This is a genomic window from Streptomyces noursei (genome assembly GCF_001646665.1).
Taxonomy (GTDB): Bacteria; Actinomycetota; Actinomycetes; order Streptomycetales; family Streptomycetaceae; genus Streptomyces; species Streptomyces lavendulocolor.
In genome coordinates this window covers 114974-134911 of sequence record NZ_LWBU01000043.1, presented here as the reverse complement: position 1 = coordinate 134911, position 19938 = coordinate 114974, and the positions used below count along the sequence as shown (strand labels likewise).

The window sequence follows — 19938 nt, the reverse complement described above, 5'->3', positions numbered from 1 at the left end:
CCCGGGCACCGGCGCACGCCTGCGCGCCGGTGCCCGCCCCGGGCCGGTCCCTGCTGCCGCGGAGCACGTCCATGCACGTAACGCACCCCACGCCACGCACCGGCGCGGCGCACGTCACCCTGCTCACCGAAGGCACCTATCCGCACAGTCACGGCGGCGTCAGCGTCTGGTGCGACCAGCTCGTCAACGGCATGCCCGACATCGACTTCGCGGTGATGGCGGTGACGGGCACCGGCCGCGAACCGCTCGTCTGGAAGGTCCCGCCGCACGTCGCCGAACCGGTCTCCGTGCCCATGTGGGGGCCCACTCCGCCGGGCGCCCCTCCGGGCGGGCGCCGCGGGCGGCGGCTGATGGCGTCCTACGAGCGGTTCCTCACCGCCCTGCTCGACCCCGCGCAGGAGGACCTGTTCGGGCCGGCGCTCCACGAGCTGGCGCACGCCGCCCGCGACGGGCTGCTCAGCCCGGCGCTCCGCGGTGACCGGGCCGTCTCGGTGCTCACCGGGGTGTGGAACCGCCCCGGGCTCACCGTCCGGGAGGCCCGCCCCTCGCTGCACGACGCCGTGACGGCGACGAACCTGCTGGAGCACGCCCTGCGGCCGCTGGCCGCGGACCCGCCCCGCCGCGGCGTCGCCCACGCCGTCAGCGGCGGCATCGCCGCCCTTCCCGGGCTCGCCGCGCACCAACTCCACGGCGTGCCGCTGCTGTTGACCGAGCACGGGGTGTACCTGCGGGAGCGGTACCTCGGCTATCGCGGCGCCCCCTACCGGTGGCCCGTCAAGGCGGTGATGCTCGGCTTCTTCCGTCTGCTGGCCGGCGAGACCTACCGGCGGGCCGCCCTCATCACCCCCGGCAACCGCTACAACCGGCTGTGGGAGGAACAGGGCGGCGCCGATCCCGCCCTGATCCGTACCGTCTACAACGGCGTCGACCCCGCGGCGTTCCCGGCCGCCGGACCGGAACCGGAGCGGCCCACGCTCAGCTGGGCCGGCCGGGTCGACCCGATCAAGGACCTGGAGACGCTGATCCGCGCCTTCGCGCTGGTGCGCGAGCGAATACCGCGGGCCGCGCTGCGGCTCTTCGGCGGTACGCCCCGGGGCGGCGAGGCGTACCGGGAGCGGTGCGAGGAGCTGGCCCGGTCGCTGGGCCACGGTGACGCCGTGACCTTCGAGGGGCGGGTGGACGACATCCGGGACGCCTACGCGGCGGGCAACGTGGTGATGCTGTCGAGCATCAGTGAGGGGTTCCCCTTCACGCTCATCGAGGCGATGTCGTGCGGCCGGGCGACCGTCTCGACCGACGTGGGCGGGGTACGGGAGGCGGTGGGGACGGCGGGCCTGGTGGTGCCGCCCCGCGACCCCGGGGCGATGGCCGCCGCGGCGCTGGAACTGCTGACCGACGCGCCGCGCCGGGCGGCGATGGGCGAGGCGGCACGGCTGCGGGTGATCGAGCAGTTCACGCTCCGGCAGACCGTGGAGACGTTCCGCTCGATATACGTCGAACTCTCCGCGCACTCCCCCGCCGAGAGGCTGCCGGCACACGGCCCGGCCGGGCTCTCCGCCTACGCCCCCGCCGAAGGGCGTCCCGCCTGCGCCCCGGCCGAGGGGGTCTCCGTGTACGCACCGGCCGAAGGGTCTTCCGCCTGCGCCCCTGCCGGGAGGGGCCCCGCCCACGCCCCTGCCGCTCTCGCCCACGTCCCGGCCGAGGGGGGCTCCGTGCCCGCCGCCGGGGGGCCGTGCGCGCACTCCGCTGCCGAGGGTCCCTGCGGGCACTGCGCCACCGTGGCCCCGGGGGACCTCGCCCCGCGTCCCGCGTCCGCACCGGCCTCCCTCGCCGGGCCCCGGAGCGTGGCCGGATGAGCGGCGCCGCCGCCCCCGGGTCCGACGGGGACACCGTGGCGCTGCGGCTGGCCGGTCCCGTCGACGCGCTCGCCGCCGAACTCGCCGACCGGACGGCCCCGGCGGTGCACCCCTACGAGGTCGCGGCGCTCCTGGAGTCGGAGGGCCTGACGGGCGAGCAGGTCCGCGACCGCTACGGGCACCCGGACATCTTCTCGCTCGCGGCGGAGCTGTACCGGCGGGTGCCGCGCGGCTTCCCCGAGCCCGCCCCGGTCGCCGACCCGTGGGCGCCGGACCACCTGCGGTGCGCCCTGCGCGGCCTGCTGTTCGCACTGCCCGGGCTGGCCTACCCGCTGAGCGCGCCGCTGTGGCGGGACCCCGGCGCGGTGTCCGCGCTGGTCGTGGCGGGGCTGCTGTCCTGGGCGTGGGGCCAGGCGCTGGGCCACCGGATGTACGCGCGCCTCGCCACGGGCCGGCACGAGGCGGGCCTCGCCGCGCGGGCCGGCGCCCCGCTGGGGGCGGTCCTCGCGTCGCTCGCCGCGCTGGCGGTCGCTGGGCCGGGGGCGGCGGCGCTGTTCGCCGTCGGCCAGTCCGTGTACCTGGCCGGCGCCGGGGTCCTGCTGGTGCTGGGCCGTGAGCGGCTGCTGGCGGGCGCGCTGCTGCCGCTCGTCGCGGGCGGTGCGCTCCTGCTGTACGGGGAGCCGGGGCCGGTGTGGCGGGTGGGGCTGCCGCTGCTGACGCTGGCCGCGACGACGGGCCTGGCCGTGCACGTCGTACGGGACGCGCTCGGGGCGGCGGCGGTGCCCGGGGCACCTTGTCCCCGGTACCTGCCGTCCCTGCCGTACGGGCTGTTCGGCCTGGCCGCCGGGGTGCTGGTGCTGGCCGTCGGGGCCCGTCATCCGTACGCCGTGGTCGCGCTGACGGTGAGCATGGGGCCCGCCGAGTGGCTGCTGTACCGCTTCCGGGGCCTGTCGGTGGCGGCGCTGCGGGCGTCCGCCACGGTGCGCGGTTTCCGGCTGCGTACCGCGCGCACCCTGGCGTTCTGCCTCGCCGTGTACCTGGGGCTGCTCGTCCCGGCGGCGTGGGCGACCGGTGCGCCGCCGGCCGGACCGGCGGCCCTGGGCGCCCTGTTGTGGATCGCCCTGCTGCTCCAGGCGTTCGGGGCCGGCCGGTCCCCGGCGGCCGTGTGCCTCGTGACGGCCGCGGCCGTCACGGTGGTGCCGGCCACCGGCGGCTCCCCGGGCCCCTGGTTCCTCCCGCTCTGCTGCTGTCTCGCCGCACTCGTACTGGCCGGTGTCGCCCTGCACGTCCTGGGCCGGCCCTCCGCCCACGCCTGATCCCGCCCCGCCGCCGCGGCCCGCACCGCGCCGGCCGCACCACCACACCACCGGACCGCAACGCAACGGACCACCACGCACCGCAACGGACCACCGAGGACCACCACGCACGACGACGCACCACCGGCACCGCACGCGCACCTCACTCACCGCACACGCACCGCTCGGGACGAAAGGAAGACGACGTGACCTCCGCACCGCTCGCCGCTGTCACCGGAGCCGACGGGTTCATCGGCTCGCACCTGACCGAGGCCCTGGTGGCCTCGGGGCACCGGGTCCGCGCCATGGCGCAGTACAACTCCTTCTCCTCGTACGGCTGGCTGGAGGTGCTGCCGCGCGACGTGCTCGCCGAGGTGGAGGTCGTCCTCGGCGACGTGCGCGACCCGGGTTCGGTGCGCGCCCTGGCCGAAGGGGCCGACGCGGTCTACCACCTGGCCGCCCTCATCGCGATCCCGTACTCCTACCGGGCCCCGCACAGCTACGTCGACACCAACGTCACCGGCACCCTCAACGTGCTGGAGGCGGTACGGACCCTGGGGACGCCCCGGCTGGTGCACACCTCCACCAGCGAGACGTACGGCACGGCCCGGACCGTCCCCATCACCGAGGACCACCCGATCAACACCCAGTCGCCGTACGCGGCGTCGAAGGCCGGCGGGGACCGGCTCGCGGACAGCTACCACGCGAGCTTCGGCACCCCGGTGGTGACCCTCCGCCCGTTCAACACCTACGGCCCCCGGCAGTCCATGCGGGCCGTCATCCCGACCGCCATCGGACAGGTCGCCGCGGGATCGCGCACGATCACCCTCGGCGACCTGCGGCCCACCCGCGACTTCACCTACGTCGCCGACACGGCCCGCGCGTTCCTGGCCGTGGGCACCGCTCCGGCGGACCGCGTGGTCGGGCGGACCTTCAACGCCGGCACGGGGCAGGAGATCTCGGTCGGCGACCTGGTCCGGCTCATCGGCAAGGTGATGGACGCCGACCTGGACGTGCGGGAGGACCCGCAGCGCATCCGGCCCGCCGCCTCGGAGGTGATGCGGCTGGTCGCGGACGCGGGCCGGCTGCGCGGCGCCACGGGCTGGGCGCCGGAGCACGACCTGGAGCGGGGCCTCGCGCGGACCGTCGAGTTCTTCCGCGACCCGGCGCACCTCGCCCGCTACAAGACGGACATCTACAACATCTGACCGACCGCGTCCACGTAGAGGGAGGCTTCCCATGCACGTCGTCATACTCGCCGGGGGCAAGGGCGTCCGGTTGCGTCCGTACACCACCGCCCTGCCCAAACCGCTGGTGCCCATCGGGGACCGGCACGCGATCCTGGAGATCGTCCTGCGGCAGCTGGCGTCGGCCGGCTTCACCAGCTGCACCCTGGCCATCGGCCACCTCGGTCAGATCATCCGGGCGTACGTCGGCAACGGCTCGCGCTGGGGGATGGAGGTGGACTACTCCACCGAGGAGAGCCCGCTGGGCACCATCGGGCCGCTGCTGACGATGCGGGACCGGCTGCCCGAATCGTTCCTGGTGATGAACGGCGACGTCCTGACCGACCTCGACTACGCCGACCTGCTGCGGTGCCACACCGAGGGGGACGCGCCGCTGACCATCGCCACCTACTGCCGCCAGGTGCACATCGACTTCGGCGTGCTCACCACCGACGCCGGCAAGGTGGTGGGATTCCGCGAGAAGCCCAGCCTCGACTGCCGGGTGTCGATGGGGGTGTACGGGCTGTCCCGCGCCACGCTGGACGCGTACACGCCGGGGCTGCCGCTCGGGTTCGACGAACTGATCCTGGACCTGCTGCGGACACCGAACCCGCCGGCGGCGTACGAGTTCGACGGCTACTGGCTCGACATCGGCCGCCCGGACGACTACGACCGGGCCAACGCCGAGTTCACCAGCCACCAGTCGCTCCTGCTGAAGGGAGCCTGAGCACCTCATGCGCATCCTCGTCGTGGGCTCCACCGGGTACCTGGGGAGCCACGTGACCGCACACCTGCGCGCCGCCGAGGGGGTGGAGCTGCTGCTCGGCGGCCGGTCCCCCGGCGCGGACCTGCCGGTGGACCTCGCCACGGCCCGTACCGGTCCGCTGGCCGGGGCGCTCGCCGCGCTCGCGCCCGACGCCGTGGTCAACTGCGCGGGGGCGGTCGGCGGCGACCCCGTGACGCTCGCGGAGGTGAACGCCCGCGGCCCGGCCGTACTGTGCGCCGCCCTGCGGGAGGCGGCGCCCGGCGCCCGGCTGGTCCACCTCGGGTCGGCCGCCGAGTACGGGCCCGGCCGGCCCGGTGAACCCGTCACGGAGGAGGCGCCCACCCGGCCGGTCGCCCCCTACGGGGCCACCAAGCTCGCCGGGACGGTCGCGGTGACCGCCTCCGGCCTGGACGCGGTCGTCCTGCGCGTGGGCAACCCCGTGGGGCCGGGCGCCCCGGCGGCGGGGCTGCCCGGCGGTCTCGCCCGGCGTCTGTCCGGGGCGGGCGGCGGCCCCGGCGAGGTGGTCCGGCTCGGTGACCTGTCCGCGTACCGGGACTTCGTGGACGTCCGGGACGTCGCCCGCGCGGTGGTGCTCGCGGCGACCCGGCGCGGTGCGGTGCCCCCGGTGCTGAACGTCGGCGGCGGGCGGGCGGTCCGGGTGCGCGACCTGGTGCACGCGCTGGCCGGCGCGGCCGGGTTCACGGGGCGCGTCGAGGAGGCGGGCGGCGGGTCGGACCGCTCCTCCGCCGTCTCGTGGCAGTGCTCCGACATCTCGGCGGCGCACCGGGCGCTGGGCTGGGCGCCCCGCTTCGGCCTCGCGGACTCGGTCGCCGCGCTGTGGGCGTCCGTGGCGGGTGCGCCGGCCGGGGACGGCGCCGGTGCGGCGGCCGGGCGCGAGGCCGGTGCGGCGGCCGGGCGCGACGCGGGCGCCGTGCGGTGAGGGGGCGCGCCGTACCGTACGGGCGGCGGTCGCTGCTGGTCGTCGCCCTGCTCCTGGTGGTCGCGGGGTGCTCGGGGGACGTCTCCCCCCGGCCCCCGGCGCCGGGGCGGTGGGTGCCGCGCCCGGGCACGGCCTGGCAGTGGCAGCTCGACGGGCGGGTCGATCCCCGTGCCGACGTGCCGGTGTACGACATCGACGGCTTCGAGAACGGCGCCGGGGACGTGGCGCGGCTCCACCGCGACGGCCGGCGCGTGATCTGTTACGTCAACGCCGGCGCCTGGGAGGACTTCCGCCCCGACCGCGACGCCTTCCCGCGGTCCGTCCGGGGCGGGCCCAACGGCTGGAGCGGGGAGCGCTGGCTGGACATCCGGCGCCTGGACGTCCTGCGGCCCCTGATGGAGCGGCGGCTCGACATGTGCCGGGACAAGGGCTTCGACGCGGTGGAGCCGGACCTGCTGGACGGGTACCTGCACGACACCGGTTTCCCGCTGGAGGCCGCGCACCAGCTCGCGTACAACCGCATGATCGCCCGGGCGGCGCACGAGCGGGGCCTGTCGGTGGGGCTGAAGAACGACCTGCCGCAGATCCCCGCCCTGGTGGGGCTCTTCGACTTCGCGGTCAACGAGCAGTGCGCCGAGTTCGAGGAGTGCGAGCGGCTCGCCCCGTTCGTCCGGGCGGGCAAGGCGGTCTTCCACGTCGAGTACGCGCTCGCCCCGGCCGACTTCTGCCCGCAGGCGCGCCGGCTGGGCCTGTCGTCGATGCGCAAGCGGCCGGACCTGGACACCTGGCGGCATCCCTGCTGACCCGCGCCGCCGGCACGGGCGGCGGTACGGGCGTGCCAGGGGCGGCCGACGGCGGTACGGGGGCTTCGGGCGCCTCCCGTACCGCCGGCCAGGGCCGGGTCAGCCCGCGTCGATCAGCTCCGGGTGGTGGCGGCGGGCGACCTCCGGGTGGGCCCGCGTCCAGCCCTTCAGCTCGTTGCGGCCGTACTCGGCGTGGAGCGGGTTGGTGTGGTCGTGCGCGATGCCGGGCGCCTTCGCCAGATACGCCCCCGGCACGGTGTCGATGACCGCGTCGAGGCGGGGGTTGTAGAAGAACGGCACGGAGTAGCGCTCCACCGCACCGGGCGGGCTGACGACGCGGTGGTCGGTCGCCGCCAGGTAGCCGTCGGTCGCTATCTCCAGCAGCTCGCCGAGGTTGACCACGAACGCGCCGGGCATGGGCGGCACTTCGAGGAACGTGTCGCCGGAGCGGACCTGGAGCCCGCCCACACCGTCCTGGAGCAGGAGCGTCAGGAAGCCGTAGTCCTTGTGCGCGCCCACGCCCTGGCCGCTGCCCGAGGGTGCCGAGCCGGGGTACCGGATCAGTTTGGTGTGCAGATGGGGACGGTCGGCGAACGCGTCGTCGAAGAAGTCGGCGGGCGCCCCGATGGAGACGAGCAGTTCCCGCAGCAGCCGGTGGGCCACCGCGGCCAGCCGTTCCTGCCAGGCGAGCACCACCGTGCGCAGCTCCGGCAGCGCGGCGGGCCACTGGTTGGGGCCCTCCAGCCACAGGTACGCGGGGTCGTCGGGGCCCACCGTGGGAGCGGGCCGTTCGGCGCCGACGTCGAGCTGGTCGCGCCAGTCGGAGCGGCCTCCGGTGAGTTCGTGTCCGACGCGGGTGTAGCCGCGGAAGTGGGGCGAGCGCAGGTTGCTGACGGCCAGCCGGTCGGCCTCCGGGAGGGCGAAGAACTCCCTGGTGACGCGCAGGATCCGGTCGGTCTCGGCAGGGGTGACGCCGTGCCCGGTCAGGTGGAGGAAGCCCACGTCGTGCGCGGCGTCGTGCAGGTCCCGGTGGAACGACGCCCGGGTCGCGGGGTCGTCGGCCAGGGAGAGGTCGATGACGGGCAGGGAGCCCGGGAACGCTGGTGGCATGGACGGCATGATGGCCTTCCGTTTCTGATGTGACGAGGCCCTGTTTCCCGGAGGTGGCGGGATCGCGAGGGTGCGCGGGAGGCGCCGGCAGGGGTGTGCCGGGGAGCGCGTGTCCGCCGCGGCAGGACCTGGTGGGACGTGAGGAGAGGGTCAGTCCTGCGGCGGACAGCTCATGGTCGTGACGCGCGCGTAGTCCACGTGCCGGCGCATCACGAGAAGAGTCACCCGGTGAGCTTAACCCGGACCGCCGTGTCCCGTGCGGAGACGTCGGCCACAGCGGGCCACGGTCGTCCCGAGACACTTGCGAGAAGACCGGGTTCCCGGAGGCCGGGGTGCGGGGCCGGTGCGGGTGGCCGGGATGCGGGGGGCGGGGCGGGGGGCCGGGGATGCGGGGGGGATGCAGGAGGGCGGGATGCGGGGGGGCCGGGGCGGGGGGCCAGGACGCGGGGCCGGGATGCGGGGCCGGGCGGGAGAGCCGATGATCGGCCGGGAAGGGCCGAACCCGTCGGCCCGGTTCACGTCCTTGCGAGGCCGTCATGGCGTCCCATCACCATGCCGGTGCGGCGCACCCCGCCGAGCCGGGTGCGGCCGAGACCGCGCGAATGCTGCGTGAGGCGGCCCTGGAGGTGTCGCGCTGCGCCCTGGAGGTCCGGGGCGCCGCCGCGCGCGCCGGGGCCGTACTGGGCTCGCCCCTCTTCGCCCGGTCGAGCCTGCGGCATCCGCGGGCCGGCATGGCCGCGCAGTGGTCGCTCGTCCGGGCGCTGACCAGCGCGGCGGGCCTCGGCTTCGCGCTGGGCGGCGGCGACGGGGTGCTCAAGCGGATCGGGCAGGCCGGTGAGGTGTGCGGCCGGGAGAGCCTGGCGAACCGGATCGCGGTGACGTCCCTGCGGATGCGCGCCGCCGCCGTGCTCGCCGAACACCCGGAGCTGGGGCGCGACCCGGGCATGCGGCGCCTGATGGACGCGGTGACCGGCGACCGGGACGTGGAGGCGCTGCGCGCCCTGCGGGCGCTGCTGAAGGACAAGGGCGCCGAGCGGGCGATGTCCACGGTGGCGCCCCTGTTCGCGGAGCTGTCGGCCATCCGGGCGCTGCTCGACGAGAACCCGCTCAACGACGAGGTGGGGTGGCAGATCGCGACCGGTGAGGCGCTGCACGCCGATCCGTGGTTCGGGATCGCCGCCCGCCACCTCGCGGCGTTCGACGCGGGCGAGGGGGCCGCCGTCGCGGTGCCCCTGGACGAGGAGGAGCGGCGGGCGCTCGGTACCGAGGGCTCCCTGATGGACTTCCTGGGCAACATCGACCTGCTGCGGACGGACGGGCGGATCCTGATCCAGGACGTGCGGGGGCCGGACGGCGTGGTGCGGCACGTGCTCCAGGCCCCGGGGATGGCGCCCGGCAAGCCGCGCAACGACTCCCCGCAGGACTTCGTCGGCGCGTGGAGCAACCTGTTCGACCCCGAGTCCCCGTACACCCGTGGGATCCTGCTGGCCATCGACGAGTACGGGCTGCCGGCCGGTGCGGAGATCGCGCTCGTCGGGCACAGCGAGGGCGGCATCGCCCTGATGAACCTGGCGCAGAACAACGCGTTCTGCCGGCGTTTCCGGGTGACGCACATGGTGGCCGTGGGCTCCCCCATCGACAACAAGAAGCCCGCCGACCCCCGGACATGGGTGGCGAGCGTCACCAACCAGCACGACCTGGTGCCGACGCTGGACGGCCGGGGCGCGGGGTCGGGTTCGGTGTTCACCCCCCACCCGGACTGGTACGAGGTGGACTACATCGACTCCAGCCACGAGTTCCCGCTCTGCCACACGCTGGGGAAATACATGGGGAACCTGGAGGCGGAGCTGGCCGGCGCCCGCCGGGACATCGACGAGGCGCTGACGCCCTACCGGGGGCCGGTGCTGCGCTCGCAGGTGTACCAGCTGAAGGACCGGGCCAACCCGCCGCAGGGGTACCCCCTGATGGCGGTTCCGGTGAGCCCGGTGGCGACGTCCGCCGGGCCGGTGGAGACCCCGGTGCGGTACTACGACTCGACGGCCGCGGTCGCGATCTTCGCCGTGGACCCCGAGCGGGTGGCGGGGCTGCTGTCCGACGCGTCCTGGATGAGCCCCAGCCGGATCGGGCGCCGCGTGCTGGTGGCGCTGTCGGCGTACGAGCACCGCTGCGTGAGCCTCGGCCCGTACAACGAGCTGAGCCTCGCCGTCCTGGTGAACGACCTGTGGCGGCCCCGTGCCCACGACGTGGTGCGCGAGCTGCTGCGGCGGGCGGACACCCGCCGCACCGGGCGGCAGGTGACCGCCCTGGCGGTGACGACGCCGGAGGCAGCCGCGGCCGGCCGGGAACTGTGGGGGCAGCCGGCCGCCACGGCCCTGGTCGACGTGCGGCTGGCCGGCAACCGGCTGAACGCGACCCTGTCCGGACCGGGCGGCACGGACGCGCCGCCGCTCCTGGGGCTGACCGGTGACCTCGGCCCGTACGTGCCCGCTCCGCACGTCGACTCCGTGCTGTACGGGCGTACCGCCGACGCGACCCTGCGGTCGATGGTGCACTGCGCGGGGCGCCAGCGGTTCCACGCCGCGCCCCGGCTGCGCCTGCGCTGCGCGCCCGGACCTGCCGCGGAGGAGGAGCCGCTGGTGCGGCAGGCCCGGGCGCTGGGGCTGGACGGGGCGCGGCCGCTGTGCGTGTTCAGCGCGCCGGAGTACCAGGCCCGGCGCGGTGCCGGGGCGCCGCTGCCCCGCTGAGTCGGACGGCCGGGACACGACAGGGTGACGCCGGGAGAGCGAGGGAGCAGCCGCATGACCGTGGACGCGGTACGGGACGACGACGACCTGTCCGCCCAGCAGGCCCGCCTGCGGGCGGACGCGGAGGCGCTGGCCGGGGCGGAGCGGCGGTTGCTGGCGCAGGCCGCCGCGCTGGAGGGGCGGCCGGGCGTGCCCGACTGGTGCGTGCCCACGCTGCGCCGGCAGGCGGAGTGCTGCCGGGCGGCTGCGGACGACATGGCCGCCGCGGCCGCCGGCCTGGGCCGACTCGCCGCGCGGGCGACGACCCGCCGCGCCGCCCCGCGCACGGCGGCCCGTTCCGACGCGCTCTGACGCGGGAACGGGCCGCCGTGCGCGGGGCGGTCCGGTACACCGGTCGCTCCCTCGGCCGGCCGGTGGCGTCGCGTGGTGGGGCGGGAAGGGTCAGGGAGCGCGCAGGACGAGGGCGGTGTTCTGGCCGCCGAAGCCGAACGACGTACTGAGAGCCGTCCGCATCCGGACGGTACGGGGCGCGCCGGTGACGACGTCCAGTTCCGCCCCGGGCTCCTGGCGCCTCAGATTGGCCGTGGGCGGGATCGTGCGGTGCTGGAGGCTGAGCACGGTGAGTACCGCCTCGATGGCGCCGGCGGCGCCCAGGGCGTGCCCGATGACGCTCTTGTTCGCCGTGACCGGCGGGTCGTGGCGGAACAGCCGGCGCAGCATGCGCGCCTCGGTGACGTCGTTGAGCGGGGTGGACGTGGCGTGGGCGTTGACGTGGTCGACGTCGTCGGCGGTGCAGCCGGCGTCCTCCAGCGCGGCGAGCACCGCCGCCTCGGCTCCGCGCGCCTCCGGGTGCGGGGCGGCGGGGTGGTGGGCGTCCGCGCTGGCCCCGTAGCCCGCGAGGTAGCCGCGCACGGCGGCGTTCCTGCGGTGGGCGTCCTCGGACCTCTCCAGGACCATCACGGCGGCCCCCTCCCCCGGGACGAAGCCGTCCCGCTCCACGTCGAAGGGGCGGGACGCCGTGGCGGGGTCGGCGCGGCGGGCGGACATGGCGCGCATCTGGCCGAAGCAGGTGGTCGTCATCCGGCTGCGGGCGGACTCGCTGCCTCCGGCGAGGACGATGTCGCAGCGGCCGGCGCGCAGCAGATCCAGTGCCGTGCCGAGTGCGGTGGCCCCGGAGGCGCAGGCGCTGCTGGTGGTGAAGTTGACGCCGTGCGCGCCGAGGTCGAGCGCCACCTCGGCCGCGGCCATGTTCGGCACGCTGCGGGTCACCTGGTACGGCGAGACGCGGTCGCCGCGGTTCTCGCTCAGGAGCCGGAAGGGCTCCTCGTAGGAGTGCAGGCTGTTGCTGCCCACGCCGAGGACGACGGCGACGCGGTCGCCGCGCCACCGGGCGGGGTCCAGGCCTGCGTCGTCGACGGCCTGCCGGGCGGCGACGACCGCCATCTGGCTGTACGGGTCCATGCGCCGTGCGGTCGCGTGCCCGAGCAGCGCGCGGACCGCGAAGTCGGGGACCGCGCAGGAGAAGTCGGTCCTCAGTCCCGCGAGCACGGGGTCGGGGCGCGCCACCGACACGCCGCGGAGGAGGGTGGCCCATGTCGAGTCGGGGCACGTCCCCGCCGGTGACAGGAGACCGACGCCGGTGACGGCGACGTCGCGCGTGCGCGGGTCCAACGGATGAACCTCCGGGTGGCGGGCACGGCCGGCCTCGTCCGGCCGGCCGCGACTCCCGTGGGCGGGCGCGGGCGGGCTGGGCGTACCTGGACGGGAGGCGGTGCGGTGCGGGGTGGTGAGCGGTCGGTCCCTGCCTACCACCCCGCCGGCCCGCGCCGGTGCCGCGCGCTCACCGCGACACGCGGGGCGACCTCGGCGTTCACTCCATCGTGGGGTTCGCCGGGGTCAGCATCCGGGTGGCCAGCCGGTCGCGGTCCGGCCAGCGGACGTCGTGGGCCCAGCCGGCGCGCTCGAAGAGCCGGATGAGCGCGGCGGTGGGGTCGGCCTGTCCGCGCAGGGCGCCGTGCCGGGCGCTGGTCGGGTCGGCGTGGTGGAGGTTGTGCCACCCCTCGCCGAAGGTGAGGAGGGCGACCCAGCGCACGTCGCGCGACTGGTCGCGGCTCCGGTAGTGCTGGGGGCCGAAGGCGTGGGCGATCGAGTTGACGGACCAGGTGACGTGGTGGACGACGGCGTAACGCACCAGGCTGCCCCAGAAGAAGGCGGTGGCGGCGCCGTGCCAGGACATGGTCCACAGCCCTCCGACGAGCGGGGGCAGGGCGAACGACACGGAGACGGTCAGCCAGTACCAGCGGTCCAGCCGGGCGATGTCGGGGTCGCCGAGGATGTCGGGGGCGTAGTGGGCCAGGTCGGCGCGGCGCCGGCGGGCGAACCAGCCGATCTGCGCGTGCCACAGGCCGCGCAGGAGGGCCCGGTGCCCGGTGCCGAAGGCCCACGGCGAGTGGGGGTCGCCTTCGCGGTCGGAGAACTGGTGGTGCCTGCGGTGCTCGGCGACCCAGAGCGAGACCGGGCCCTCCACCGCCATGCCGCCGGCCAGGGCGAGGGCGATGCGCAGGGGCCGCTTGGCCTTGAAGGACTGGTGGGTGAAGTGGCGGTGGTAACCGGTCGAGATGCCGGCGATCGAGATGGCGTACATGACCGCGCCGAGGGCCAGGTCGAGACCGGACGCGCCCCACTCGCGGGCGAAGGGCAGGGCGGCGGCGAGCACGACGAAGGGCAGGACGACGATGCCGACCAGGTAGCCGGTGTACTCGGCACCCGACACCGGGACGGTCCCGGGCGGTGCCGCCCGGGGCGGGCCGCCCGTGGCGGTGCCGCCGCCGGCCGTCGTCTCGGCCGACGCGCTGCCCGTCGCGGTGCCGCCGCCGTCCGTGGCACCGGCTGTCGCGTCGCCTGTCGCGGTGCCGCCGCCGTCCGTGGCACCGGCTGTCGCGTCGCCTGTCGCGGTGTCACCGCCGTCCGTGGCACCGGCCGCCGCCGTACCGGTCGCGGGGTCCCCGCCGGCTGTGGCATGGGCTGTCGCGTCGCCTGTCGCGTCGGCCGTGGCGTCGGCCGTCGCGGGGGGTTCGCCTCGTCGGAGCATGGGTGCGGCCTCCTGGTCCGTGCCGGTGGGTTCCGGACCATGCTGGGGCGTCGCCCGGGCGACGGGGCGGCGGCGCGCGGCCGGACCAGCGTGCCACGCGCATATTCACACCGCCGGCGCGGTCCGGGTGCGCGGCCCCGGGGCACGTGCCGTAATGGGAGGGAATCCGCCGGCGACCGCTGTCGTGTCGCCCTGCCACGACTGGGTGGTCCCATGGAATTCCTCGCGGCGTACGACGCGATCCCGCAGACCGACGCCGCGGGGCGCGTGGGTCTGCTGAGGCAGCAGATGAAGGCCGACGGCCCCGCCCTGCTGCGTGAACTGCGCGAGCGGCGGCCGGTGTTCGCCACTCCGGTCGGTGTCTTCGTCACCCGTATGCCGGATGTGGTGGAGGTGCTGTCCACCCCCGAGGTGTTCACCGTCGGGGTGTACGGGCCGGTGCTGGAGGAGGCGCTGCACGGGCCGTTCATGCTCGCCAGGGACGGCGCCGACCTGCACTGGCACGATCGGGCGCACGCGCAGCTGATGCTTCCGCCGGAGGACTTCGCGCCGGTGCGCGGGCTCACCGCCCGGGTGTCCGACGACGCGCTGGACCGGGCGGTCGCGGTGGCGCGCATCGAGGGGCGCACGACCTTCGACTACGTCCAGGAGTACGCGGCTCCGGTCGCGGCCCGTGTCGCGCGGGAGTACCTCGGGTTCACGGACGTGCCCGAGGAGACGCTGCACGGCCTCTCGCAGCGGGTGCAGCGCGCGGTGTTCGTGAACCAGGAGCGGGATCCCGACGTGCACGCCTCGGGCGTGGCGGCCGGCAAGGAGCTGCACGACATCGTGGCCGGTGTCATCGGGCGGCGCCGTGCGGCCGGTGTCCGGCCGGGCGCCCCGGGCGGGCCCGCGGGTGACTGGGCGGGGGACGACGGTGCGCCGGACGACGTGCTCGGCCGGATGCTGCGCACGGCGCTGCCCCCGGGCACCGGGCGGGAGCTGGACGACGAGCGCGTCAACAACCAGCTGGTCGGCTTCCTGATCGGCTACCAGCAGAACGCCGCGCAGTGCGCGACGACCGCGTTGAAGGAGCTGGTCTCACGGCCCGACGAGTTCGCGCGGGCGGAGCGGGCGGCGGCCTCGGAGGACACCGCGGTGTTCGACGGGTACGTGTGGGAGGCCCTGCGCTTCCACCCCTTCGTCCCGTCGACGCCGAGGCTCTGCGTGCGCGACCACGTCCTGGCCGCGGGCACGCCCCGTGAGACGCGCCTGGCCGCCGGCACGGTGGTGCATGCCCACATGGCGTCGGCGATGTTCGACGAGACGGTGGTGGCGGACCCGTACACCTTCCGTCCCGACCGGACGCCGGTGCACAACATGGTGCTGGGCCACGGGGCGCACGACTGCGTGGGCAAGTACCCGGCGCGGGCGATCGTTCCCGAGATGGTGCGCCGGGTGCTCCTGCGGCCCGGTGTCCGGCCGCTGCCGGGCCGCGAGCGCGACCTGGACTACGCGGGCACCCCGTACCCCCAGCACTACCCGGTGACGGCGGGCGCGACGGCCTCCGCGTGACGTACCCGCACGACGACGCACCGACGCACCGACGCACCGACGTGACCACGAGAGGACAGGGACGATGACCACCACCTCGCGCCGCGCGCGCACCGGGGCGGAGGACGGCCGCGACCCGTCCAGGGACGGGCTGCGCAACCGTGTCGAGGCGCACGTGCTCACCCACTACGAGCCCCTGTGGCGGGCGGTGCAGGGCAACCGGTGGCTGTACCGCAGGACGAACGCGGTGCTGACCGACCGTGCCATCCTCAAGGCGCCGCCCCGCCCCAATCCGCTCAGCACCATGGCGCCGTACACCTCGTGGGCCTCCCTGACGGACCGGTCGTACGTGGGCCGGCACCTGCCGCCCGACCCGGCGCCGCACCCCGGGCGGCCGTCGCCGGCGCGGGCGGCCGAACTGTTCCGGCGCGAGGCCGACGGCGGCACCTGCCCCCGGTCGACCGCGCTGCTGCCCGCCTTCGCGCAGTGGTTCACGGACGGGTTCCTGCGCGGGCACGGCAAGGGCGGTGACCCGCGGCGCACCGACTCGCCGCACACCATCGACATGGTGCAGCTGTACGGGGCGAACGCGGCGATGACGGCGTGCCTGCGGGAGTTCGAGGGCGGCCGGCTGAAGAGCCGGACGGTCGGCGGGGGCGAGTTCCCGCCCCTGCTGTGCGAGAACGGGCGGATCAAGGCGGAGTTCGCCGCGCTGAAGCCGGCCCGCTGGGAGGACGTGCCGGAGCCGCTGCGCGACACGGTGTTCGCGTCGGGCGGCGACCGGGCGCACGCCCACCTGGGTCCCATGCTCGTCAACGTGCTGTTCCTGCGGGAGCACAACCGGATCGCGGGGCTGCTGGCGCGCGCGTACCCGTCGTGGGACGACGAGCGGCTCTTCCAGACCACCCGCAACATCCTGGTGGTGATGACGATCCGGCTGGTGCTGGAGGAGTACATCAACCACCTGACGCCGTTCCACTTCCGGTTCCGTCTCGACCCGCGGCGCACGGTGCGGACCAGCTGGCACCGGGAGAACTGGTCGACGATCGAGTTCAGCCTGGTCTACCGCTGGCACAGCCTGATCCCGTCGGCGTACCGGATCGCGGGCCGGGAGGTCCCGCTGCTGCACACCCTCGCCAACGGCCGGATCATCGAGGAGCGGGGCATGGGCCCGCTCTTCGACGACCTGTCCCGCCAGCCCGCCGGGCGCATGGGGCTGTTCAACACCGACCCTCTGCTGCTGCCCATCGAGGAGCGCAGCGTGGAGGTGGGCCGGGTGCTGGAGGTGGCCTCGTACAACGACTACCGGGAGCACTTCGGCTTCCCCCGGGCGACCGACCTGCGCCAGCTGTCCGGGGACCCGGTGGTGCGCGAGGCGCTGCACGACCTGTACGGCGGGGTCGACGAGCTGGACCTGTACGTCGGCATCTTCGCCGAGGACGCCCGGCACGGCAGCCTGTTCGGCAACCTGCTCGGGCGGATCATCGGCATCGACTCGTTCTCCGAGGCCCTGACCAACCCGCTGCTGTCGCCCCGGCTGTTCACCCCGGCCACCTTCTCGCCCGAGGGCATGGACATCCTGCGCCGGACCCGGTCGCTGTCCGACGTCGTCCACCGCAACCTGCCGGAGGACGACGGGCGTTACCTGGTGTCGCTCGGGGCGAAGCGCGCCCCGTGAGACGGTGGCCGGCGGACGGCGGGCCGGGTCAGGGCCGCGGTGCCCAGCGGGGGCGCCGGGCGGTGGCCAGCAGCTCCTCGACGGTGGCCAGTTTGACCCGCGGCCGGCCGTCGCGGCGGCCACGGGCGCGTTCCGCCCGGTCGATGGCGGCGAGCCCCCGGGCGTCGACGACTCCCCCGGACGCCCGGCGCCCGAGCAGCCGCCGGAAGGCCTTCGGCGGGTACGCCGGTTCGGGCAGGGCGCCGGCGACGGCGTCCGCGATCAGCGTCCCCACCGTCTCCGCCGCGCACGTGCGGTTGGCGCCGATACCGCCCGACGGGCCGCGCTTGATCCACCCGACGACGTAGGTGCCCGGCCGGCCCGCCACCCGGCCCGCCTCGTGCGGGACGGTCCCGGTGGCCTCGTCGAAGGGCAGCCCGGCGAGCGGTGCGCCGCGGTGGCCGACCGCCCGGATCACCGTGCCGGCCGGGATGGACCGCTCGGTGTCCGGTCCGGTCACCCGCACGGCGCGGACCGCCTCGTCGCCGAGGATCTCCAGTGGCGAGGAGTGGAAGCGGAACACGATGCGGCGGCCCGGCGCGGGCGGGCGCGACCAGTCGACGGGTACGCGGGTGACGTCCTTGACGAGCGCCGCCTTGCCGGCCGGTCCGGCCGCGTCGACGGCGGCCCCGATGCGCGGGTCGTGGTCGTCGACGACCATGTCCACTCCGTCCAGGTGGTGCAGGGCGCGCAGTTCGGAGCGCGTGTACGCCGCGTCCTCGGGGCCCCGGCGCCCGAGCAGCACCACCTCGCGCACCGGCGCCGCGCGCAGCGCCGCCAGCGCGTGGTCGGCGATGTCGGTGCCGGCCAGGGCGTCGGGGTCCGACACCAGGATCCGTGCGATGTCGAGGGCGACGTTGCCGTTGCCGACGACGACCACCCGCTCGCCGGCCGGCGCGACCGCGTCCGCCGGGACGTCGGGGTGGGCGTTGTACCAGGAGACGAACGTGGTGGCGGGGACGCTGCCGGGCAGGTCCTCCCCCGGGATGCCGAGGCGGCGGTCGGCGGAGGCGCCCACCGCGTACACGACGGCGTGGTGGTGGGCGGCCAGTTCCTCGGTCGTGACGTCCCGGCCCACCTCGACACCGAGGTGCAGCCGCGCCCGGGGGTGGGAGTGGAACCGCGCGAAGGTGTCGCCGATCCGCTTGGTACCGGGGTGGTCCGGGGCGACGCCGTACCGTACGAGGCCGCCGGCCACCGGCAGCCGGTCGACGAGGGTCACTTCCGCGTTGGTGTGCAGGAGCAGGTCTTCGGCGGCGTACATGCCGGCCGGCCCGGTGCCGACGACCGCGACCCGGATGGGGGCGAAGTCGGAGGGGAGGCTGCGCTCGAAGCGCGGCTCGCCCCAGGCGTGGAAGTTCGGTCCGCCGTCGGTGGCGGAGGGCCGCCGGTCGCGGAAGTACGCCTCGTTGACGGCGGCGAACTCCTGCTGCGGTCCGGTCAGGCCATCGGCCGGGAGGACGGCGTCCACCGGGCACGCGTCGGCACAGGCGCCGCAGTCGATGCAGGAGCGCGGATCGATGTACAGCATGTCCGTGGAGCCGAACTCCGGCTCGTCGGGGGTGGGGTGGATGCAGTTGACGGGGCACACGGCGACGCAGGTGGCGTCGGTGCAGCAGTTCTGCGTGATGGCGTAGGTCATGTCGTCGGCTCGGTCCGGATCGGGTCGCGGCGGTGCGCGTCGGGGCGGGGCACGTCGGAGCGCGGTGGTGCGGGTCGCGGTGGGGGCGGGTGTGCGGCCGGCCGCGGCGGGACGCGGCGGGGGCGGGGAGCGTCCGGCTCGGCGGCGGGCGTGGGGGCGTACGGCCGCGGTGGGGCGGCGTCGGCCGGAGGGACGGACGGGTCAGATCAGGTGGGCGCGCTTGTAGAACGCGAGGGCCGGCCGGGTGAGCAGGCCGGCGGACGCCAGGAACTCCATCAGCCCGGCGCAGCTCGACCGCATCAGGGACTTGTGGTGCTCGTTGGCCCTCGCCTCCCGGACGGCGCGCTTCCGGTCGAGTCCGGCGTTCTCGTACACGTCCTCGTTGACCATGCTGGTGACGATGACGTACGACGCGATCGCGATGACGACGGCGTGGATCTCGCGGCGGAGCCGGCCGGCGCGCGCGAGGCGCCTGCGCGTCTCCTCGCGGGCGAACTTCATGTGCCGCGACTCCTCCACGACATGGATGTTGTTGATGGTGCGCACGAACGGCACGACCCGCTCGTCCCTCATCCAGTCGCGCTGCATGACGTCGAGAACCTCCTCGGCCACCAGGATGGCGGCGTAGGCGGCCTCACCGAAGGCGATCGTCTTGAAGGCCCTGCCCAGTTCGACGGCGATCCGGTGCGGCCGGTAGGCCGGCGCCCCGAGCTTCCGGGCACCCCGGGCGAACATGATCGAGTGCCGGCACTCGTCGGCGATCTCGGTCAGGGCCCACTGGAAGCCGGGCTGGGTCGGGTCCTTGGCGTAGATGTCCCGCAGCACCAACTGCTGGAGGATCATCTCGAACCAGATGCCGGTGCTGGCGACCGACGCGGCCTCCTGCCGGGTCAGCTCCTTGCGCTGGGCGTCGGTCATCTCCCGCCAGTAGGCGGTGCCGTAGAGGGTGCTCCACTCCGGGCTGGCGCCGTGGAAGTCCTTGTCCAGCGGTGTTTCCCAGTCGACCTCGGTGGCCGGGTCGTAGGAGAGCGTCGCGGACGAGTCGAGCAGGCGGCGAGCGACGTCCCGGGCGTGCGGCCCGTCGTGCGTCTCCGGGTGAGCGGTGCTGCTTGCCATGCTGGGGCTCCTCGGATCGAGCGGCGTTTCCTTATTAGACAAGATGTAAGCAAGCTGTTGGGACGGACCGTACAGCAGGAGCACCGGTCGGGCCTACCC

At 75.3% G+C, this 19938-nt stretch carries 15 protein-coding genes; 10 read left to right on the top strand and 5 right to left on the bottom strand.

Annotated elements, in window-relative coordinates; genetic code table 11:
• Window positions 1-71 precede the first annotated feature (71 nt).
• The 6 genes from pelF to A4V12_RS04720 all read left to right on the top strand — a co-directional run bounded on the left by pelF (window position 72) and on the right by A4V12_RS04720 (window position 6886).
• Window positions 72-1856, top strand: a complete 1785-nt coding sequence (pelF, locus tag A4V12_RS04745; RefSeq protein ID WP_234372078.1) for a GT4 family glycosyltransferase PelF — start codon at window positions 72-74, stop codon at window positions 1854-1856.
• Complete coding sequence (locus tag A4V12_RS04740) at window positions 1853-3172, top strand: hypothetical protein (protein ID WP_064067928.1); 1320 nt, start codon at window positions 1853-1855, stop codon at window positions 3170-3172. Before pelF ends, A4V12_RS04740 begins: the two co-directional genes overlap by 4 nt.
• A gap of 185 nt (window positions 3173-3357) precedes the next feature.
• A complete protein-coding gene (locus tag A4V12_RS04735; RefSeq protein ID WP_064067927.1) occupies window positions 3358-4359 on the top strand; it encodes a GDP-mannose 4,6-dehydratase in 1002 nt (333 codons plus the stop codon).
• Between the two features lie 31 nt (window positions 4360-4390).
• Window positions 4391-5104: a nucleotidyltransferase family protein gene (locus tag A4V12_RS04730; protein ID WP_064067926.1), complete on the top strand. Its 714-nt coding sequence runs from the start codon at window positions 4391-4393 to the stop codon at window positions 5102-5104.
• A 7-nt stretch (window positions 5105-5111) separates the two neighbouring features.
• Entirely contained in the window at window positions 5112-6083 is a 972-nt protein-coding gene (locus A4V12_RS04725) for an NAD-dependent epimerase/dehydratase family protein (protein ID WP_064067925.1), read from the top strand.
• The gene (locus tag A4V12_RS04720) at window positions 6080-6886 is read left to right on the top strand and encodes an endo alpha-1,4 polygalactosaminidase (protein ID WP_064068003.1); all 807 of its coding nucleotides are present in this window, start codon (window positions 6080-6082) and stop codon (window positions 6884-6886) included. Before A4V12_RS04725 ends, A4V12_RS04720 begins: the two co-directional genes overlap by 4 nt.
• Window positions 6887-6985: 99 nt before the next feature.
• On the opposite strand, the gene A4V12_RS04715 is transcribed toward A4V12_RS04720, so the two are convergent.
• The gene (locus A4V12_RS04715) at window positions 6986-7996 is read right to left on the bottom strand and encodes an isopenicillin N synthase family dioxygenase (protein WP_423564146.1); all 1011 of its coding nucleotides are present in this window, start codon (window positions 7994-7996) and stop codon (window positions 6986-6988) included.
• Window positions 7997-8532: 536 nt separating this feature from the next.
• On the opposite strand from A4V12_RS04715, the gene A4V12_RS04710 reads away from it, so the two are divergent.
• Together A4V12_RS04710 and A4V12_RS04705 are read left to right on the top strand one after the other, a co-directional pair.
• The gene (locus A4V12_RS04710; RefSeq protein WP_159028817.1) at window positions 8533-10740 is read left to right on the top strand and encodes an acetoacetate decarboxylase family protein; all 2208 of its coding nucleotides are present in this window, start codon (window positions 8533-8535) and stop codon (window positions 10738-10740) included.
• A gap of 54 nt (window positions 10741-10794) precedes the next feature.
• The gene (locus tag A4V12_RS04705) at window positions 10795-11091 is read left to right on the top strand and encodes a hypothetical protein (RefSeq protein WP_064067922.1); all 297 of its coding nucleotides are present in this window, start codon (window positions 10795-10797) and stop codon (window positions 11089-11091) included.
• A 90-nt stretch (window positions 11092-11181) separates the two neighbouring features.
• On the opposite strand, the gene A4V12_RS04700 is transcribed toward A4V12_RS04705, so the two are convergent.
• The gene (locus A4V12_RS04700; RefSeq protein ID WP_064067921.1) at window positions 11182-12411 is read right to left on the bottom strand and encodes a beta-ketoacyl-[acyl-carrier-protein] synthase family protein; all 1230 of its coding nucleotides are present in this window, start codon (window positions 12409-12411) and stop codon (window positions 11182-11184) included.
• Window positions 12412-12610: 199 nt separating this feature from the next.
• Complete coding sequence (locus A4V12_RS04695; RefSeq protein WP_079136809.1) at window positions 12611-13831, bottom strand: acyl-CoA desaturase; 1221 nt, start codon at window positions 13829-13831, stop codon at window positions 12611-12613.
• 213 nt (window positions 13832-14044) lie between these two features.
• Here A4V12_RS04695 and A4V12_RS04690 point away from each other — a divergent pair, with 213 nt between their 5' ends.
• A complete protein-coding gene (locus A4V12_RS04690; RefSeq protein ID WP_064067920.1) occupies window positions 14045-15385 on the top strand; it encodes a cytochrome P450 in 1341 nt (446 codons plus the stop codon).
• Window positions 15386-15449: 64 nt separating this feature from the next.
• Window positions 15450-17042 (top strand): peroxidase family protein, encoded by a 1593-nt coding sequence (locus tag A4V12_RS04685; protein WP_064067919.1) that lies wholly within the window; start codon window positions 15450-15452, stop codon window positions 17040-17042.
• A 28-nt stretch (window positions 17043-17070) separates the two neighbouring features.
• On the opposite strand, the gene A4V12_RS04680 is transcribed toward A4V12_RS04685, so the two are convergent.
• Both A4V12_RS04680 and A4V12_RS04675 read right to left on the bottom strand, forming a co-directional pair.
• Window positions 17071-18723, bottom strand: a complete 1653-nt coding sequence (locus tag A4V12_RS04680) for an FAD-dependent oxidoreductase (RefSeq protein WP_064067918.1) — start codon at window positions 18721-18723, stop codon at window positions 17071-17073.
• 201 nt (window positions 18724-18924) lie between these two features.
• Entirely contained in the window at window positions 18925-19839 is a 915-nt protein-coding gene (locus A4V12_RS04675; RefSeq protein WP_064067917.1) for an AurF N-oxygenase family protein, read from the bottom strand.
• Between the last annotated feature and the right edge of the window lie 99 nt (window positions 19840-19938).

What these genes read in the sequence shown, in the direction of transcription:
- A4V12_RS04675 (WP_064067917.1), bottom strand. Translation starts at nt 19,839, where the DNA reads ATGGCAAGCAGCACCGCTCACCCGGAGACGCACGACGGGCCGCACGCC.
- A4V12_RS04705 (WP_064067922.1), top strand. Translation starts at nt 10,795, where the DNA reads ATGACCGTGGACGCGGTACGGGACGACGACGACCTGTCCGCCCAGCAG.
- A4V12_RS04725 (WP_064067925.1), top strand. Translation starts at nt 5,112, where the DNA reads ATGCGCATCCTCGTCGTGGGCTCCACCGGGTACCTGGGGAGCCACGTG.
- A4V12_RS04730 (WP_064067926.1), top strand. Translation starts at nt 4,391, where the DNA reads ATGCACGTCGTCATACTCGCCGGGGGCAAGGGCGTCCGGTTGCGTCCG.
- pelF (WP_234372078.1), top strand. Translation starts at nt 72, where the DNA reads ATGCACGTAACGCACCCCACGCCACGCACCGGCGCGGCGCACGTCACC.
- A4V12_RS04680 (WP_064067918.1), bottom strand. Translation starts at nt 18,723, where the DNA reads ATGACCTACGCCATCACGCAGAACTGCTGCACCGACGCCACCTGCGTC.
- A4V12_RS04710 (WP_159028817.1), top strand. Translation starts at nt 8,533, where the DNA reads ATGGCGTCCCATCACCATGCCGGTGCGGCGCACCCCGCCGAGCCGGGT.
- A4V12_RS04740 (WP_064067928.1), top strand. Translation starts at nt 1,853, where the DNA reads ATGAGCGGCGCCGCCGCCCCCGGGTCCGACGGGGACACCGTGGCGCTG.
- A4V12_RS04715 (WP_423564146.1), bottom strand. Translation starts at nt 7,996, where the DNA reads ATGCCACCAGCGTTCCCGGGCTCCCTGCCCGTCATCGACCTCTCCCTG.
- A4V12_RS04690 (WP_064067920.1), top strand. Translation starts at nt 14,045, where the DNA reads ATGGAATTCCTCGCGGCGTACGACGCGATCCCGCAGACCGACGCCGCG.
- A4V12_RS04685 (WP_064067919.1), top strand. Translation starts at nt 15,450, where the DNA reads ATGACCACCACCTCGCGCCGCGCGCGCACCGGGGCGGAGGACGGCCGC.
- A4V12_RS04695 (WP_079136809.1), bottom strand. Translation starts at nt 13,831, where the DNA reads ATGCTCCGACGAGGCGAACCCCCCGCGACGGCCGACGCCACGGCCGAC.